Raw genomic sequence first — 16,592 nt, 5'->3', positions numbered from 1 at the left:
ATCAGGCCAGCATTTTAGCTACCCGCCGCATGCCCTGCCACTCTCACTCCAGCAAGCCAAGCGCCTTGGCCCTGGCCACGGCTTGGGTGCGGCGCTCGACCCCCAGCTTGCTGTTGATGTGGCTGGCGTGTGTCTTGACCGTGTGCAGCGAAATGAACAGCCGCTCGCTGATCTGCTGGTTCGACCAGCCCTGGGCGATCAGCTCCAGCACCGCCCGTTCGCGGCTACTGAGCGCATCAGCACTGGCGCTGGTGCATGGCAAGCCGGGCAAGCGCTCGAGCAACTGGGCCCGAACTGGACAGTTTTCGCTGCTCTGGACCTGATCGCGCAGCCACTGCGGGTAGCGTTGCAGCAGCTCCTGGAACGGCTGCAACACACCGCCCCTGGCCGCCTGCAGCAGTGTCGGCAGCAAGCGTGCTGCCTGCGCCTGATGCCCCTGATCCAGGTGCAAGGCGATCAAGGGGCACAAGGCGCTGACCGTCAACATCATGCCCCCACAACCCTGGCCGCGCTCGGCAAGCTGTTCAAGGTTGCGCGCCGCCTCTGCTTCACGCCCCTGAATGCGGTCGAGCGCGGCTTGCTGCAAAGCGACATGGCAGGGCAACAACGGGTGAAATTCGGGCGCCAGTGCCGCCTGCGCGCCGCCGTAGGTCTGCCCCAGGCGCGACAGCCAGGATTCGGCGAGGTCCATGCGCCCTTGCGCGAGCCAGAGCTCGCATTTGACCAGGGTGATCATCGCCAGGTAGTACACCGGGGGCACATCCCAGATATGCATCAGACGTTCGGCTTCGGCGAGTTCCGTGAACGCCTCGGCAAAGCGCCCTTCCCGGCCGTCGAGCATGGCAATCACGCAATGACCGATGAGCACACTGATGTCGCGGCAGGCACGTGCCTCGCCCAGGCCACCACGCAGCCGAGCAAGCCCCTGCTCCGGGCACAGGTGTGCGACCAGCAGATACCCTTCGTACAAGGTCAGCCGCGCCCGGATCGCATACAACCGCTGTGCGGACAACCCGTGCAAACGCTGTAGCCCTTCGCGCACTTCGCCCAGTGCTCGCACAACCTCGCCTCGGGCGTGCAATACCCGGGCCCTGTCATAGTGGGCCAAGGCCTCGAACAATGGGTTGCCCACGCGCTGCGCCAGCTCCAGCGCTTCTCGGTTCCAACCGCGCGCACGCCAGAAGTCGCCCTCGGCGATTGCCAGGTTCGACAATGTCGACAGGCACACCAGGCGCTGGCCATACCGTTTGCAGGGCAGGCTCTGCAGTGCTTCGGTGCAGCAAGTCAGGGTGCGTTCACGATCGCCTCGGCCTCTGGCGATCACGCCGCTCAGTGCCAGCCACTGGGCGAGCATGGACTTCTGGGCAGTGGCAGAAGGCGCCGGCAGAAAGCGCCCCAGATGGCTTGCCAGTTCCTCGGCAGCGTCGAGCTGGCACGCCAGGCCAAGGGCCCAGCTGTACAACACGATCAGGCGCGGTGTGCTGACCAGCAGGCTGTCAGGCAGGTCCATTTTCCAACGCAGCAACATGGCGACGTTCTGCTCGGCCAGCAACTGCTCTTCGGACAGGCTTTGCACGAGGTCGGCCGCCGCGTTCAGGTCGCCCCCGCGCAACGCCTGCTCCACCGCCTCATCCAGCAAGCCTTGGGCCTGGAACCAGCAAGAGGCACGCAGGTGCCGCTCGGTCAAAGGCTCGCGTGCCTGGCGGCTGCGAAGCAGATCGGAGAACAGGTGGTGGTAGCGAAACCACCGGCCATGCTCATCCAGTGGCACCAGAAACACCTGGTGCGATTGCAGAAAATCCAGGATCGCGTTGCTGTCCTGTTGCAGCCGTACCGCGTCGCATAGAGGCGCGCAGAAGCGTTCCAGGCACGCCGTCTCGTCGAGAAAGCGCTGCACAGGCGCAGGCAGTATGTCGATCACTTCTTCGAGCAGATAATCGCGGATCAGGCCTTCGCCACCGTGCAACGCCTGGGGCAGAACGTTTTCATCGCTCGACTCGCTGGCGGCCAACTGCCAGAAACGCAGCCCGGCCACCCAGCCATCGCTGCGCTGGATGAGGTTGTCCAGCGCTTGGCCACGCAGGCCAGTGGGCCTGCGCCCCAGCACCGCCAGCGACTCCTCGGCGGTCAGTCGCAGGTCCTGCTCGTTCAGTTCGGCCAACTGCCGGCAGAGGCGAAGGCGTGCCAGGTGCCAGTCCGGGCGCTGACGACTGGTCACCAGCAACACAAGGCCTGCGGGCAAGTGGTTCAGGAAGAATTGCAGGCAGTGGTCCAGGACGGGCCCCTGGGCGAGGTGGTAGTCGTCCAGCACCACCAGCAAGGGCGACTCGCTGCGCAGGTTCAGCGCCAACGCGTCAAGCACCGTGCCAAGCCACGGCTCGAACGCGAACGGCTGGTGGCGCTGGCGCATCTTCAACAGCGCCATCGCCTGCCCATCCATGGCTGGGCAGTGCTGCTGCAACCCGTCGAGCAGACGCTCCAGAAAGCGCCCGGGATCGGCATCTCGCTGGCTCAAGCCCAACCACAGCGTGCGCCAGTGGGCAGGCAGCGTCTCGCAGAACTCGATGGCCAGTGAACTCTTGCCAAAGCCCGCGGGCGCACTGATCAGCAGCAACCGCCCGCCCAGCCCGGCTTGCAGGCGCTGGCACAGACGCTGACGCGGGACATGGCCGTCGGGCAAGGGCGGTCGAAAGAAATGCTCGTCCATCAGGCCCACGGCCTGGCTGGTGCATCCATGCGTACGGGACAGATCTGTCATGGCCGGCTCGTTCTGGGTGGAAAAATACGGCGTAAGGGTGGTTGCGAGACTAGCGGTTAACGCCCTGCATTTGAAGTTGGCGGGGAGACTGCGTCGGAAAAAGACTACGACAAAAAGCAACAGCGCCGGTCGACGCAGGCTGGGATGGGGGCTTTGGCGGGGTATTCAGACGGTTTATCGCACCGGCCTGGCGCATCTGCTGGGACTGGCACCCTTGCATGGGCGCGATGGGGCCACCGAGCGTGGCCCCATCATTTTATGGCTTCGCTGTCAGCGGATGCCCGACTGACGCAGGGCCGCAGGCTGGAAGTCGGCCTTGCTGGCAGTAAAGTTGAAGTTGTAGGCACGCTTTTCTTCGTTCTTCATGCCCAAGGCCAGGTAGCGCCCCGATTGCAGGTCATAGATGGCTTCCAGGGTGATCCATGGTACCTCGACGTTGTAGTACGGCTGCGAATGGGCTTCGGAGACGCGCCACAGCTGGTTGCGCCCGTCATACTGGTCGATCACGGCAGCTTGCCAGGTGTCTTCGTCGATGTAGAAGTCACGCTTGGCGTAGATATGTCGCTGGCCGGGCTTGAGTGTGGCCACCACATGCCAGACGCGGCGCAGCTCGTAGCGGGCAAGGTCCTGGTTGATGTGCCCTGCCTTGATGATGTCGGCGTACTTGAGCTTCGGGTCGTCGAGCTTGAAGGCGTTGGAGGCGATGTACAGCTCCTTTTTACCTTCGAGCTTCCAGTCATAGCGGTCCGGAGCGCCGTTGAACATGTCCAGGTTATCGGAGGTGCGCAGGCCGTCGGCAGCCGTCCCCGGGCCGTCGTACGACACCTGCGGCGCCTGACGTACGCGGCGTTGGCCGGCGTTGTAGATCCATGCCTTGCGCGGTTCCTTGACCTGGTCGAGGGTTTCGTGAACGAGCAGCACGGTGCCTGCAAGGCGTGCCGGCGCGGTCACTTCCTGCTTGAAGTAGAACAGGATGTTGCCTGGATTGTTGGGGTCGTAGTCTTTCATCCGATCACGGAACACGAACTGATCAGAGAAAGACACCGGGTTGAAGGAACCATTCTGCTGCGGGGTCGCCTGGATGACCTGGCGGCTCACACTGCCACCGCGGTAGCGAGTGATGTGGTTCCAGATCACTTCCAGCCCGTTCTGTGGGATGGGGAACGGCACTGCCGTGCGGAAGTTGTTCAGGCCGTTACCACCTTCCACCAGGGTTGCCTGGGTGGCGTTTTCCTTGATTGCAGCGAACACCTCGGCCGGTACCGTTGACCCACGGTGCGTCTTGTAGACAGGCAACTTGTAGGTGTCCGGGTAGCGCTTGAGCATGGCCATCTGGCCTGGAGACAGTTTGTCCTTGTACTGGTCGGCGTTCTGCGCGGTGATGGTGAACAGCGGTTGCTCGGTACCGTAGGGGTCGGCGAGGAAGCCTTTGCCATCGACGCTGCCGGCCGTCTTCGAAAGCGGCTGCCAGGGCCCGATGGAGCCATCGGCGTTGCCGGCCTTTTCTGCGCCCATGGGGGTCAGGGTGTTGCCCAATTTGGCCGCTTCGCCGGCCGGTACTGCCGCCATCACGCTGGTTGCCAGCAGGGACAGGCCCAGCACACCGGCTTGCAGCAGACTTCTGGTGTTGTTCATGTCGTGTCGTCCTGGATCCGTATGCTTAGAAGTTCACGCCGAAGCTGAGGGCGAGGAAGTCGCGGTCATCCACGGTGCTGTACTTGCCGTCGAAGAAATTGGTGTACGACAGGCTGGCGGTGTAGGTGTTCTGGTACTCGGCATCGAGCCCCAGGCTGACGGCCTTGCGGCCCTCCTCGAAGTTGCCGCCTGGGCCTGGCGAGTAACCGGAGACGTCATGAGACCAGGCCACGCTCGGCTTGAGGTTGACGCCTGCGAACACATCGTTGTAGTCCCAGATGACCCGGGCGCGGTAGCCCCACGAGGTGCTGGTGGTGTAGCCGTCGTTCTCGCACTTGCGGTTCAGGTTGGCCGTCGAGGCACCGGCACCTGCGCCAGCAATGGTGCTGGTGTTGAGCGCCTGGCAGGTATTGGCCCCACCGGTGGCGGGCAACGGGCCAGGGCCGAACACCGGATCGCGGCCGTAGCGTGTGTCGTAGGCGCTTTCCAGGCCGCCCACATGGGTCACGCCCAGCTCGCCTACCACGGTCATGCGGCTGGCGCCCATCACCTGGTCGAAGAAGTGGGTCAGGGTGGTCTGGAACTGAGTGACTTCCTTGCGCCGGTAGCCATGCAGGTCCTGACCAGGCACGCCATCGAGCAGCGACGCGTTGCTCAAGGCGCCGCCCAGCGGGCGCACACCGGCGAACAGGATGTCGGTGGTGTTGAGCTGCACAGGTGCGTTGGGGCGGTAGCTGATCTCACCGCTCCAGGCGGTGCCGGTGGGCAGCGTGGTGGAGAAGCTCAGGCCATACAGGCGAATGTCTTCGGGGTACTCGACGAAGTACTTGGAGTTGCCAGCCACGATCAACGGTGCCAGTGCACGCAACTGCGCTGGAAGGGTCGGGATGGCGGAGAAGACCGAAGGCGATGCGCCGGTTGCGCTGAAGATCGGCGCACGGCTGTGGTAGTTCATGAAGTAGGCGCCAAACTCGGTGTCCAGCGGTTCGAACATGTAGCGCATGGCCACGCCGAACTGACCGCTGTCACGGGCATCGCGGTCGCCGCCACGGCGCACCATCACCCCTTCTTCGTTGATGTTGACGCCGCGGGTGGCCAGGAACTGGCGAGCGGCGGCAGGCACGGTACGGCTGCTGTTGAGCACGCGCAGGTTGTCGGTGCAGCCGTCGGCAATGATGTCTGGCTGTGAGAAGAAGGTGCCGCAGTTGTCGACGACGGTCTGGTCCCACTCGAGCTGGTAGAAGGCCTCGGCCGACAGGTTGTCGGTCAGGCTCTGGGACACATAGAACATGTTGACCGGAATCAGGCCTTCCTTGATCTCGGCCCCTGGCCGGCGAAACGCCGACACGTCGATCGGGTTGATGGCATTGATGCCGCTGCCGATGAAGGTGCTCTCGCCCCAGCTGACCACTTGCTTGCCCAGGCGCACCGAGCCCGGCTGATCGCCGATGGAGTAGTTGTGGTAGACGAAGGCGTCGAGCAGCTCGGCACCCGAGGACTTGGCCCCTTCCTTGCGGTTGGAGTCGCTGATGTCCTTGAAACGCCGGCCCTCGTCCTTGAGTTCGAAGTCATACCAGTACTTGCCGCGCACGAAGATGCCGGTATCGCCGTACTTGAGCTCCAGGTCGTGGATGCCCTTGAAGATCTTGGAGAAGGTCTCGCCCTTCTTGAAGTTGAGGTGGCCGTCGTCGGACGTTTGCGAAAGGCCCTTGCCGCCGTTGTTGACCCCGATCAGGTTGCGGTTGGGGTTGGCCGTGGACCAACTGGCGCCGATGGAGAGCGACGAGTCGAACTGGCCTTCGATTTCACCGATGTTGAAACTGACCGCGAAAGCGGGACTGGCAAGGGTGGACGCCAGGCTTACAGCCATGGGCAACCTGGCCCTGCGCCAGAACGGGTTTGCAGATTTCATCGACGCTACTCCATGTTCTTTTTTGTTATGGCAGTGGTGCTTCAAGGAACGGCCCGAACGACCGGTGTGCAAGCCTGCGCCTGCTCACCCTCCCCTCCCGAAAGCCCCTGGCCCCGACTATAGCCAGCAAGGCACAGGCGCTCGATCCCTCTAAAGTGTGATTTGCGCTCCGTGCCGCCAGGGCGGTGCTGTGTGCTCCGACTGCGCCCCGGCCGTGCCGAAGAATGGCGCATTTGCGCAATTTGGCAAGCACTGCACCGCTCTGGCATGCGGGTTGGCCCGGGACAGATTGCCGCATGCCCGCTTTCACAGGGTGGACAGGAAGGCACTGTTACCGGCCTGCCACTCGATAATGTCCTGGCGGATGCGTTTCTTGTCGAGCTTGCCGACACTGGTCTTGGGAATTTCAGTAACAAGGGCGACCTGACTGGGGATGGCCCACTTATTGATGCGCCCTTGCTCCACGAACGGCTTGAGGTGCTCCTTGAGTGCCTTGGCGTCGATCGCCTGGCCTTCGCGCACCACCACCAGGGCAAAGGGGCGCTCGCCCCACTGCGGGTCGGCAGCCCCGACCACCGCCACTTCCCGCACAGCCGGATGCGCGCTGATCATGTCTTCCAAATCCAGCGAAGACAGCCATTCGCCGCCGGTCTTGATCACATCCTTGATGCGATCGCGGATGTCGATGAAACCCATGCTGTCGAGCGTGGCGACGTCGCCGGTGTGCAGCCAGCCGTTCTCCCACAAGGCCTGGCTCTTTTCCGGCTCTTTGAAATAGCCCTGCGTCAACCATGGCGCGCGCAGCACCAGTTCACCCTGGCTTTCACCGTCGGCGGGCAGGAAACGCCCTTGTGCATCGATGATGGCCGCCTCCACCAGCGGCACCGGTACACCGGCCTTGATGCGGTAACTGATGCGCTCATCTTCGGTGCCGGCCTGCAGCTCGTCGTTGAGGTGCGCGGCACTGATCAACGGGCACGTCTCGGACATGCCATAGGCCGCTGTCAGCTGAATGCCGCGGGCGTAGGCCGCATCGTAGAGCGAACGGTTCAGCGCACTGCCGCCGATGATGATTTTCCAACCGCCGAAATCCACACCTTTGCCGTGAGGGCAGTTGAGCAGCATCTGCAGGATGGTGGGCACGCAGTGGGAGAAGGTGACCCGCTCTTCGCGCCATAGCTTGAGCAGCATCTCGGGCTCGTAACGCCCCGGGTACACCTGTTTGACGCCCAGCATGGTCGCAACGTACGGAATACCCCAGGCATGCACGTGGAACATGGGGGTGATGGGCATGTACACATCATCGCTGCCCAGCAGCCGCACACTGTCGATGCTGCCCATGACCGAGGCTTCGGCCAGCGTATGCAGGACCAGTTGCCGATGGGTGAAATACACCCCCTTGGGGTTGCCCGTGGTGCCTGTGGTGTAGAAGGTGGTGGCGACCGAGTGTTCGTCGAAGTCGGGGAAATCGTACTGCGTGCTCGCGCCAGCCAACAGCTGTTCATACTCGCCGACCAGGTTAGGCAAGGCCGCCTGGGTGTCCGCCCCATCGGTCAGCAGCACGGTGCGCTCGACCGTGGTCAGCTGGCCGGCAATGGACTGGTACAACTCGATGAAGTCGCTGTTGACCAGCACCAGCCGGTCTTCGGCATGATTCATGGTGTAAAGAATCTGGTCGGGCGAGAGGCGCACGTTGATGGTATGCACCACCGCCCCGATCATCGGGATGGCGAACATACACTCAAGGTAGCGGTGGCTGTCCCAGTCCATCACTGCCACGGTATCACCGGCCTTGACGCCAGCTTCGCTCAGCACGTTGGCCAACTGCGCGATGCGCTGGTTCAACTGGGCGTAGGTCAGCCGCACCTGGTCCCGGTAGACGATCTCACGGGTTTTTTCGTAGCGGCTGGCCGACATCAGCAGGCGCTTGATCAGCAGGGGGTAGGCATAGGCGTCGTCGGCGGGCTTGAGGAGACGGGTCTGCAGCATAAATATCCCTTTTATTGAGGCGAGGGCTTGCAAGGCGTGGCGTCACTGTAGTGTGCGACTGCGCCGGTCAAATCAGCCGAAGGAATGATTTGGCCAATGCAGCCTGAGGCGCCAGGCGTTGACGGGCGGCAAGCAGGGGCTGGACACTGGCCCACAGGCGTCAACCAGACCTTCATCCCCCCTTCTCTGTAACCGGAGCCCATCTATGCCCAGCTCGCGCCACGCCGTTTTTCTCGACCACGACTCCCTGGACCTGGGCGACCTGGACCTGACACCGCTGCATCAGTCGTTCGATTCACTGGCGCTGTTCGCTGCCACGACGCCAGAACAGGTGGCGGAACGTCTTCAAGGTGCTGTTGCGGTGATCAGTAACAAGGTGGTGCTCGACGCCGCCTGCCTCGAAGCGAACCCACAGCTCAAGCTGATCCTGGTGGCCGCCACCGGCACCAACAACGTCGACCTGGCTGCCGCACGGGCGCAAGGCATCACGGTCTGCAACTGCCAGGGCTACGGCACACCTTCGGTGGCCCAGCACACCCTGGGCCTGCTGCTGGCGCTGGCCACGCGCCTGTGTGATTACAACCAGGCGGTGGCCGAGGGGCGATGGGCCAAAGCTAGCCAGTTCTGCCTGCTGGACTATCCAATCGTCGAGCTGGAGGGCAAGACCCTCGGCTTGCTGGGCCATGGCGAACTGGGCGGTGCAGTGGCGCGCCTGGCCGAAGCCTTCGGCATGCGCGTGCTGAGCGGGCAGATTCCAGGCCGGCCGAGCCGTACCGACCGCCTGCCACTGGATGAACTGCTGTCACAGGTCGACGCCCTGACCCTGCATTGCCCCCTGAATGAGCACACCCGGCACATGATCGGCAAGCGCGAGCTGGCCTTGCTCAAGCCCGGTGCACTGGTGGTCAATACCGCCCGTGGCGGGCTGATCGATGAACAGGCGCTGGCCGATGCATTGCGCAGCGGCCACCTGGGCGGGGCTGCAACCGACGTATTGAGCGTCGAGCCTCCGGTTGACGGCAACCCCCTGCTCGAACCTGGCATCGAGCGCCTGATCGTTACCCCTCACAGCGCCTGGGGCGCGGTCGAGGCGCGCCAGCGGATCGTGGGCCAACTGGCGGAAAACGCCCAGGCGTACTTTGCCGGGCAGGCACGCCGCGTGGTCGGCTGAGGCGCAAGCGCAGCTCTGCTACACTGCGCGATTTTTCGGAGGCGTCGTCCATGGACCCGCGCAGTGAAGTGTTGCTCCGCCAGGCAGAGCTGTTCCAGGGCCCGCTGCTGATTGCAGGGGCCCCAGCCGATGGCCTGTTGGCTCAACTGCCCCAGGCTCATGCCTGGACCTGGCACGCAGGCGATCACGCCCTGCTCGAAAGCCGCTTTGCCGGCCGCTGCCATTGCGCGGTGGAGCCTCCAGCGGTGGACGTGCCCACTGCCGTGCTGTTTCTTCCCAAGTCGCGCGAGCTGGCGGCCTACCTGCTCACCACCCTGGCCGCACGCCTGCAAGGCGGCACGTTGTACGTGGTGGGTGAAAAGCGCGGGGGGATCGAAAGCGTCGCACGGCACCTCCAGGCATTGGGCAAACCGCGCAAACTCGACAGCGCCCGGCACTGCCAACTGTGGCAAGTCAGCATCGAGCAGGCGCCGGAGGCAGTCGCGCTGCACACGTTGGCCAAGCAGTTCGAGCTGGCTCTGCCAGAGGGTCCCTTGCAGGTGGTGAGCCTGCCTGGGGTCTTCAGCCACGGCCGCCTCGACCGAGGCACGGCGGTGCTGCTGCGCCACCTGGAGGCGCTGCCCGAAGGTCATGTGCTGGACTTCGGCTGCGGCGCTGGCGTGCTGGGGACGGCAGTGAAACGGCGCTACCCAGACAGCCGGGTAACGATGCTCGATGTGGATGCCTTCGCCGTGGCCGCCAGCCGTCTGACCCTGGCGGCCAACGACCTGGAAGCCGACGTCGTGCAAGGTGACGGTATCGATGCAGCACCTTTGGACCTGGACGTGATACTGAGCAACCCGCCGTTTCACACCGGGGTCCATACCGATTACCAGGCATCGGAGAACCTGCTGCAAAAATCTGCCGTTCATCTGCGAAAAGGCGGCCAGATACGCTTGGTAGCCAACACCTTCCTGCGCTACAAACCGATCATCGAAGCAGCGTTGGGCAACTGTCAGGTCCTGGAGGAAGCCGACGGGTTCAGGATCTACCAGGCAACACGCTGATAAAAACAGCGCTTGCCGAAACCGTTTCGCCTAGGCAGAATCCGCACCGTCCTAGGGGAGTAGTCTCCCGCGAGCGCCACGCTCGCCCGGTACGCGTCAACATACTTGGTCCACAGACCATGGCGCGTGCGACCCACCATGCAAACCTGCATGGCCAGGCCTGCACAGACAGGCCCGGGGTTTGACAAGACCTATGACACGCACACCTTACCCGGGGCGGGGAGGTCGTACGTGTCATAGCCGTGTCGACCCGCCCCCGTAGGAACCCTGATGCTGGAATCTCTGCTGGTCCCCACCGCAATCGTTGCCCTGGCCGAAATCGGCGACAAGACGCAGCTGCTCGCGCTCATCCTCGCTGCCCGCTTTCGCAAGCCCTGGCCCATCATTGCCGGCATCGTCGCGGCCACGCTGGCCAACCATGCCGCAGCAGGTGCCGTGGGCGCCTGGTTCGGCAGTTTCTTCAGCGACGCTGCGCTGCATTGGATCCTGGCCGCCAGCTTCACCGCCACGGCCCTGTGGACGCTGGTGCCGGACAAAATGGACGACGACGAAAACCCTGCGCGCCGCTTCGGGCCGTTCCTGACCACGCTGATCGCGTTCTTCCTTGCCGAGATCGGGGACAAGACCCAGGTCGCCACGGTCATGCTGGCTGCGCAGTACCCACACCTGATCATGGTCATCGTCGGTACCACGCTGGGCATGCTGATCGCCAACGTGCCCGTGGTGCTGGCGGGTAATTTCGCCGCCGACAAACTGCCGCTGACGCTGATTCGCCGCCTGGCGGCCGCCGCGTTCTTCGTGCTCGCGATTGTTGCGGTCTACACGGCCATGAAGGCCAGCGGTTGGGTGGGTTGACGCACCGGCGGGCAGACCGGCGCCTTCATGGCGCCAGCTTGCCCACTTGCAGCCGGCCTCAGGGCTTGGCCGCTGCCTGATACAGTGGCATGACTTTGGGAATGGCTGCCTGCAAGGCGGCAATACGGCTGGCCGAGGCCGGGTGCGTACTCATGAACTCCGGTGGCGCCCCTTCCGAGGCCTTGCTCATCTTGTTCCACAGGGTAATGGCCGCGTTCGGGTCGTAGCCTGCACGTGCCGAGAGCTCAAGACCGATCAGGTCTGCTTCGTTCTCGTTGGCCCGGCTGTTGGGCAAGGTCATGGCGTAGTTCACCACGGTGTCGGCCAGCGCCATGCTGTCCTGACCCAGGCCGAAGATGGCGCCGGCCCCCTGGCGCGCCATTTCCACGCCGTAGGCCTTGGACATGGCTTCACGGCTGTGCTCGCGCAAGGCGTGGGCGATTTCGTGACCCACGACGGCCGCGATCTCGGCGTCGTTGAGCTTGAGCTGATCGATCAGGCCCGTGTAGACGATGATCTTGCCGCCTGGTCCGCAGTTGGCATTGAGCTCATCGCTCTTGATCACGTTGACCTCCCACTTCCACTGCGCAGCGTCCGGCCGGAACTGGGGCGCTTGGGCAATCAATCGGTTGGCAATGGCCTGTACGCGCCTGGCATCGGCACTGGATTTGTCGAGCAAGCCTTTGCTGGACGCCTCGCCCAGGGTCTGCTGGTACGACTGGGCGTACATCGTGTTGACCTCGTCCGGCGACAGCATGCTGAACATGTACTGCTTGCGCTCAACGCCCACTGCACCGCCGCTGGTGGTGTTCACCCCTTGGCAGCCGGCGAGCAGGATGCCAGCGCTCAATAGGCTGATGACAAAAGACTTACGCATGGAAACACTCCTTTTTACATGCGCCGTATCCTAGGATGACTCATGGGTAGGCCGCCATAGCCGCAGGGAAGATTTTGCACACCCGTGCCCTCTGCGCGGCGCGCCACAAAGCATGGACAGGCACTCAGGCCGGGGTGAGGCACTCGGGAGCGTCCAGTTTCGGGTCGTTCACGAAAGGCGCCAGTGCCCGCTCGCGCAACGTCACCGAGGGGCTGGCCAGCAATTCCTGCAAACGGATCAGCGGCGTTTGCGGATCCAGCCAGGCAGCCTGCCCTGCCTCATCCAGAATCAGGGGCCTGCGTTGGTTCATCGCCGCCTGGGTGACCACGGCGCAACTGAGCCAGACCTGCTCCTGTACGGCATAAGCCTCCCACACAGCGGCGAAATACAGCGATGCCCCCTCCCCCGGGGTCAGCCAGAAGGGCCGTTTGCGCACACTGCCCCGCCACTCATAGAACCCGTTGGCCGGTATCAGGCAGCGTCGTTGGCGAAACGCTTCGCGAAACATCGGCTGCTCGGCCAGCGTTTCGGCGCGGGCGTGCGCAGGAGTGCGGGAAAGGTCGGTGAGCCACGGCGGCGTCAGCCCCCAGCGTGCCTTGGCCACTTGCAGCTGCCCACCCAGCTGGCGCTGGATAAGGACAGTATTGCCGGGCGAAATATTCCACTGGGCGGGTTGCCCGGCGGGAAAGCCAGGCAGGTTGGCCAATGCCTGGGACCAGCGGAACAGGGCGTAACGTCCACACATGAGGTAATTCTGAACCTAGCAGATCAAGGTACCGGGGAAGCTCTCCGGCTCGTCGCCAACCAGTGGCTGGGCGTCATTGTACGCATCGATCAACTGCCGTGCGTATTCGGCCTGCTCATCGGCCACCGACAAGCCCAGCAGACCGTGCAGAGGCAATTCGCCGGTCGCCCCGACAAGATCGCGGCCCACCAGGTGCGCCTGCACCCCTTCGCTGGCAAGCATACCGGCCAGCATCTCAGCCTCGAGCAGGCTTTCAGGTTCGTAGATACGCCTCATCACGCATCGTCCTCACGTCTGACATCGAGCATCCATTCGTCGTCATGCACCTGCAGCACGAACACGATCGGCCGGCAGCACACCTGACAGTCTTCGGTGTAGACCTGATCGCCGCCGGACAGATCGACGCAGGTTTCCACCCGTTCGCCACAATAAGGGCAATCGTAGAACTCTGTTTCCAGCATCAGGGCCTCCACGACGAGTTATGCGTATAATTGCCGCTCTGTTTACAGGGCCACGTGCGTCCGAGCCGTTTTTCGGAGCCTGCCCGTACTTCATTATTACCCTAGCCGTTTCCAACAAGAGAGCATGATGGGCGAATTCGATGCCATCCGACCATACGACGACGCTGAGGTCCCTGGAGTTCTGGCACGCTTGCTCAGCGACCCCGCATTCCTCGATATCCTGACTCATTTCCGCTTCCCGCGCGCAGCCGGTGCCTTTGGCTGGCTGCTGAAACCGCTGATCGCCCGGCGCCTGCGCCAGGAGTTCGCTGGCGTGACCTGTGTATCGACCCTGCAGGACAAGGTCGAGCACTACGTTGATCGCACCATCGACCGCGCCACCGATGGCGTGACCTATTCGGGTGTGGAGCAGCTCAAGGCCGGCACGGCTTATCTGTTCCTGGCCAATCACCGTGACATCGTCATGGACCCGGCATTCGTCAACTACGCGGTGTACCACGCCGGCCTGCCCACCCCGCGCATCGCCATCGGCGACAACCTGCTGCAAAAACCATTCGTCAGCGACCTCATGCGGCTCAACAAGAGCTTCATCGTGCACCGCTCGATCACCGGCCGTCGCGAGAAACTGGCCGCCTACCAGCTACTGTCGGCCTATATCAGTCACTCCATCATCAACGACAGCACCTCCATCTGGATCGCCCAGGCCGAAGGCCGGGCCAAGGATGGCGACGACCGCACCGATTCGGCCATCCTCAAGATGTTCCACATGAGCCGCAAGGACGAGGCATTCGGCGCGGTCATCCAGAGCCTGAACCTGACGCCGGTATCGATCAGCTACGAATACGACCCCTGCGACCAGGCCAAGGCCCGTGAGTTGTACATCCGCGCCACCACCGGTACTTACCAGAAGGCGCCGGGAGAGGACGATCACAGCATCGCCAAGGGCATTACCGGCTACAAGGGCCGCGTGCACATCAACTTTGCACCGCCAGTGACCCAGTACTACGAGGACACCAAGCAGCTGGCAGCGGAAATCGACCGGCAGATCCTCGGCGGTTATCGACTGTTCCCCGTGCATTACCTGGCCTATGCGATGTGGGCCGAGCAGGATGACACGCTGCAGGTGCCAAGCGCCGAGCAGGTGTTCCCAGCCGATGAACTGGCCAATGCCAAGGAAGAATGGCAGCGCCGTCTGGATGCCTGCCCTGAAGAGCAGCGGCCTTACCTGGTGTTGCAATACGCGACGCCGGTGCGCAATCAGTATCAGGTCAGGCAGCAGGCACCGCTTGCTTGAGCATCAAGGGGGCGCTGTTGAACGCGAGCCTCGCGTTCGGCCTGAGCCCCCGATTGTGCTCAGGCCCAGGTGCTGACCCACGACAGCACCAGCGCAATGGCCAGGCAGGCGAAGCCCAGGCTGTAGCGCTGCCTGGGCACCCACCCAGCGAATCGCGCAAACGTCCTCGGCTGCGCCCCCAACCCTAGCCGTGCATCGGCCGCCTCACGCCTGGCGCTGTGCAACAGCAGGCCGCCCGGACACGTCAGCAGCAAGGCCAGCACATTGATGAGCTTGGTGGGATGGGCGGCAATCAGCCCCCAGAGCATGTGCATGGACATCGCGTTACCTCGGCGTAGACCTGAACAAAAGCCAGCATTCTACCCAAGCCACCTGGCACTGCCTGCACGGCGGCGACCGGGTGTCATTTAATTTCATCTGTCATCGGTTCGTCATCAGAACAGGCCACCCTGTCGTCCTTCCTCGAACCGGAGCTCGTCATGCTGCATGCCGAAAACCAGGACCGCCTCTACCTCGTTGCCCAGAGTGATGAGCAACAGGCGCTCATCGATGGTTTGGCCATCAATGTCCAAGACCGCCAATGGCTGGTCTACTGCGCCTTGGGCGGGCATGCCCATGAGCACTGGCCCGAGGTGGACACCCAGACCGGGATCAGCCTGCTGGACCTGCGCATCGCGACGGCATGATACCGGCACGCGGCATGAAAAAACCGCTGGCCGTCACCGGGCAGCGGTTTGAGTGAAGCATTGAACGTTACTGCGCCAGCACCTGACCGATGCTTGGGTCCTTGAACAACCGGGTCAGTGCGTCGCTCAACACATCGCTGACCAACTGGGTGTTGGTGTCCTGGTTTGGCGCCATGCCAAAGCGCTGATCCAGCGAAGCGCCATAGCGACCGGTGTAGCGGCGGCCGTTGTTGGCGACGTCAGCACGGAAGGTAGCGCCAATGGTGGCTTCGGTCACGTACAGCTTGTCCTTGGGCGACTGGTACTTCAGCTCGGCCAGGGTAACGGTCAACTGGGGCGCGTTGCCTGCGGTGGTGGGCGTGAAGCCCAGCAGGCGCACGGCAGCCTCGGCCTGGGCCTGCAGCTTGGGCACCACCTGGTTGCCGCTGACACTGATGGTGCTGGTTTCCGGGTACATGCCACCGCGGGTGCCCAGCGACGGTGAAGGCCTGCCGTCTACCACTCGCACCACCACCGGCTGGCCCTGCCCCACCGGGGTGAGTTGCGCGGTGAGCTTGGGCTGCGGATTGAGTTGTTGCGGGCTGTGGGCACAACCGACCAGGCTGAGGCTGGCTACGGTGATCAAACCGAACAACAGTCGTTGCAACATGCGCGATTCTCCAGAAAATGCGGCGATGGCGCACAGTATACCCAGCGGCAAGGGCCTGGCTACAAGCGGCTTGCACCGCTTGCGCCCGGTAGGCCCGAGGTTGTCACGAACGCTTAACCGGCGACACTTAAGGTGGCAGCACGTTCACCTGCACAGGACATCTGCCATGGCCTCGCTTTTGCACCTGCTGTTGCCTGCTCCTCGCCACACCGCCTACGCCCTGCTCGACGCGAATGGCACGTGCCTGGCCTTCAAGCATTGCTCGCAAGCACCCGAGGGCGATGGCTGGGTGCAGGTGCAAGAGGTGCAGCTTGCCTGGCTGGGTCATGCACTGCCGGACGATGCCCGGGTTTGCAAGCCGACAAGTCGTCGTTGGCACCAACGCATCCTGGCTGCCTGAAAAACCCCGCAATAAAACCGCGAAATGGCGACATTTCTGGCTGCGACATCGCTATAATCTCCCCCCGATTATAAGGACGTCTCCTGATCGGGCCCCGCATCCGCCGTCTGACCA

Annotated in this window: 16 protein-coding genes and 1 riboswitch; of the genes, 6 read left to right on the top strand and 10 right to left on the bottom strand. The window is 63.3% G+C overall.

The window, feature by feature from the left end; translation table 11 throughout:
• Positions 1-43: 43 nt before the first annotated feature.
• The 4 genes from B2S33_RS06055 to B2S33_RS06040 form a co-directional block, all read right to left on the bottom strand.
• Positions 44-2,758, bottom strand: a complete 2,715-nt coding sequence (locus B2S33_RS06055) for a LuxR C-terminal-related transcriptional regulator (protein ID WP_110606931.1) — start codon at positions 2,756-2,758, stop codon at positions 44-46.
• A 270-nt stretch (positions 2,759-3,028) separates the two neighbouring features.
• A complete protein-coding gene (locus B2S33_RS06050; protein WP_027916600.1) occupies positions 3,029-4,393 on the bottom strand; it encodes a DUF1329 domain-containing protein in 1,365 nt (454 codons plus the stop codon).
• Positions 4,394-4,418: 25 nt separating this feature from the next.
• Complete coding sequence (locus B2S33_RS06045; protein ID WP_028688110.1) at positions 4,419-6,305, bottom strand: DUF1302 domain-containing protein; 1,887 nt, start codon at positions 6,303-6,305, stop codon at positions 4,419-4,421.
• Positions 6,306-6,611: 306 nt separating this feature from the next.
• A complete protein-coding gene (locus B2S33_RS06040) occupies positions 6,612-8,294 on the bottom strand; it encodes a fatty acid--CoA ligase (RefSeq protein WP_027916602.1) in 1,683 nt (560 codons plus the stop codon).
• A gap of 205 nt (positions 8,295-8,499) precedes the next feature.
• On the opposite strand from B2S33_RS06040, the gene B2S33_RS06035 reads away from it, so the two are divergent.
• From B2S33_RS06035 to B2S33_RS06025, 3 genes are all read left to right on the top strand, one after another.
• Positions 8,500-9,465, top strand: coding sequence for a 2-hydroxyacid dehydrogenase (locus B2S33_RS06035; protein WP_288650060.1), 966 nt, complete (start codon positions 8,500-8,502; stop codon positions 9,463-9,465).
• A 50-nt stretch (positions 9,466-9,515) separates the two neighbouring features.
• Complete coding sequence (locus B2S33_RS06030; protein ID WP_288650059.1) at positions 9,516-10,511, top strand: class I SAM-dependent methyltransferase; 996 nt, start codon at positions 9,516-9,518, stop codon at positions 10,509-10,511.
• Between the two features lie 42 nt (positions 10,512-10,553).
• Positions 10,554-10,694, top strand: a riboswitch (yybP-ykoY riboswitch).
• A gap of 87 nt (positions 10,695-10,781) precedes the next feature.
• Positions 10,782-11,366, top strand: coding sequence for a TMEM165/GDT1 family protein (locus tag B2S33_RS06025; RefSeq protein WP_023534668.1), 585 nt, complete (start codon positions 10,782-10,784; stop codon positions 11,364-11,366).
• Positions 11,367-11,424: 58 nt separating this feature from the next.
• Here the strand turns inward: B2S33_RS06025 and B2S33_RS06020 are convergent, their stop codons facing one another.
• From B2S33_RS06020 to B2S33_RS06005, 4 genes are all read right to left on the bottom strand, one after another.
• Positions 11,425-12,243: a M48 family metallopeptidase gene (locus B2S33_RS06020; RefSeq protein WP_023534677.1), complete on the bottom strand. Its 819-nt coding sequence runs from the start codon at positions 12,241-12,243 to the stop codon at positions 11,425-11,427.
• Positions 12,244-12,367: 124 nt separating this feature from the next.
• Entirely contained in the window at positions 12,368-12,988 is a 621-nt protein-coding gene (locus B2S33_RS06015; RefSeq protein ID WP_288650058.1) for an SOS response-associated peptidase, read from the bottom strand.
• A gap of 15 nt (positions 12,989-13,003) precedes the next feature.
• Positions 13,004-13,264, bottom strand: a complete 261-nt coding sequence (locus B2S33_RS06010; RefSeq protein ID WP_027916606.1) for a putative signal transducing protein — start codon at positions 13,262-13,264, stop codon at positions 13,004-13,006.
• A complete protein-coding gene (locus B2S33_RS06005; RefSeq protein ID WP_110606927.1) occupies positions 13,264-13,449 on the bottom strand; it encodes a CPXCG motif-containing cysteine-rich protein in 186 nt (61 codons plus the stop codon). The genes B2S33_RS06010 and B2S33_RS06005 overlap by 1 nt, the downstream gene beginning before the upstream one ends.
• A 127-nt stretch (positions 13,450-13,576) precedes the next feature.
• Here B2S33_RS06005 and B2S33_RS06000 point away from each other — a divergent pair, with 127 nt between their 5' ends.
• Positions 13,577-14,743, top strand: a complete 1,167-nt coding sequence (locus tag B2S33_RS06000; RefSeq protein WP_288650057.1) for a 1-acyl-sn-glycerol-3-phosphate acyltransferase — start codon at positions 13,577-13,579, stop codon at positions 14,741-14,743.
• A 59-nt stretch (positions 14,744-14,802) separates the two neighbouring features.
• On the opposite strand, the gene B2S33_RS05995 is transcribed toward B2S33_RS06000, so the two are convergent.
• Entirely contained in the window at positions 14,803-15,063 is a 261-nt protein-coding gene (locus B2S33_RS05995; protein ID WP_027916608.1) for a hypothetical protein, read from the bottom strand.
• Between the two features lie 159 nt (positions 15,064-15,222).
• On the opposite strand from B2S33_RS05995, the gene B2S33_RS05990 reads away from it, so the two are divergent.
• The gene (locus B2S33_RS05990; RefSeq protein ID WP_027916609.1) at positions 15,223-15,429 is read left to right on the top strand and encodes a hypothetical protein; all 207 of its coding nucleotides are present in this window, start codon (positions 15,223-15,225) and stop codon (positions 15,427-15,429) included.
• A 67-nt stretch (positions 15,430-15,496) separates the two neighbouring features.
• Here B2S33_RS05990 and B2S33_RS05985 read toward each other — a convergent pair whose 3' ends face one another.
• Entirely contained in the window at positions 15,497-16,078 is a 582-nt protein-coding gene (locus tag B2S33_RS05985) for a YajG family lipoprotein (protein ID WP_023534676.1), read from the bottom strand.
• Between the two features lie 166 nt (positions 16,079-16,244).
• Between B2S33_RS05985 and B2S33_RS05980 the strand changes: the two genes are divergently transcribed.
• Positions 16,245-16,478, top strand: coding sequence for a hypothetical protein (locus B2S33_RS05980; protein WP_027916610.1), 234 nt, complete (start codon positions 16,245-16,247; stop codon positions 16,476-16,478).
• The last annotated feature ends 114 nt before the right edge of the window (positions 16,479-16,592 follow it).

The organism is Pseudomonas sp. UBA5568, assembly GCF_002425525.1.
Taxonomy (GTDB): domain Bacteria; phylum Pseudomonadota; class Gammaproteobacteria; order Pseudomonadales; family Pseudomonadaceae; genus Aquipseudomonas; species Aquipseudomonas fulva.
Note: the sequence above shows the minus strand (reverse complement) of the source record. Positions and strands in the feature narration are given on the sequence as shown.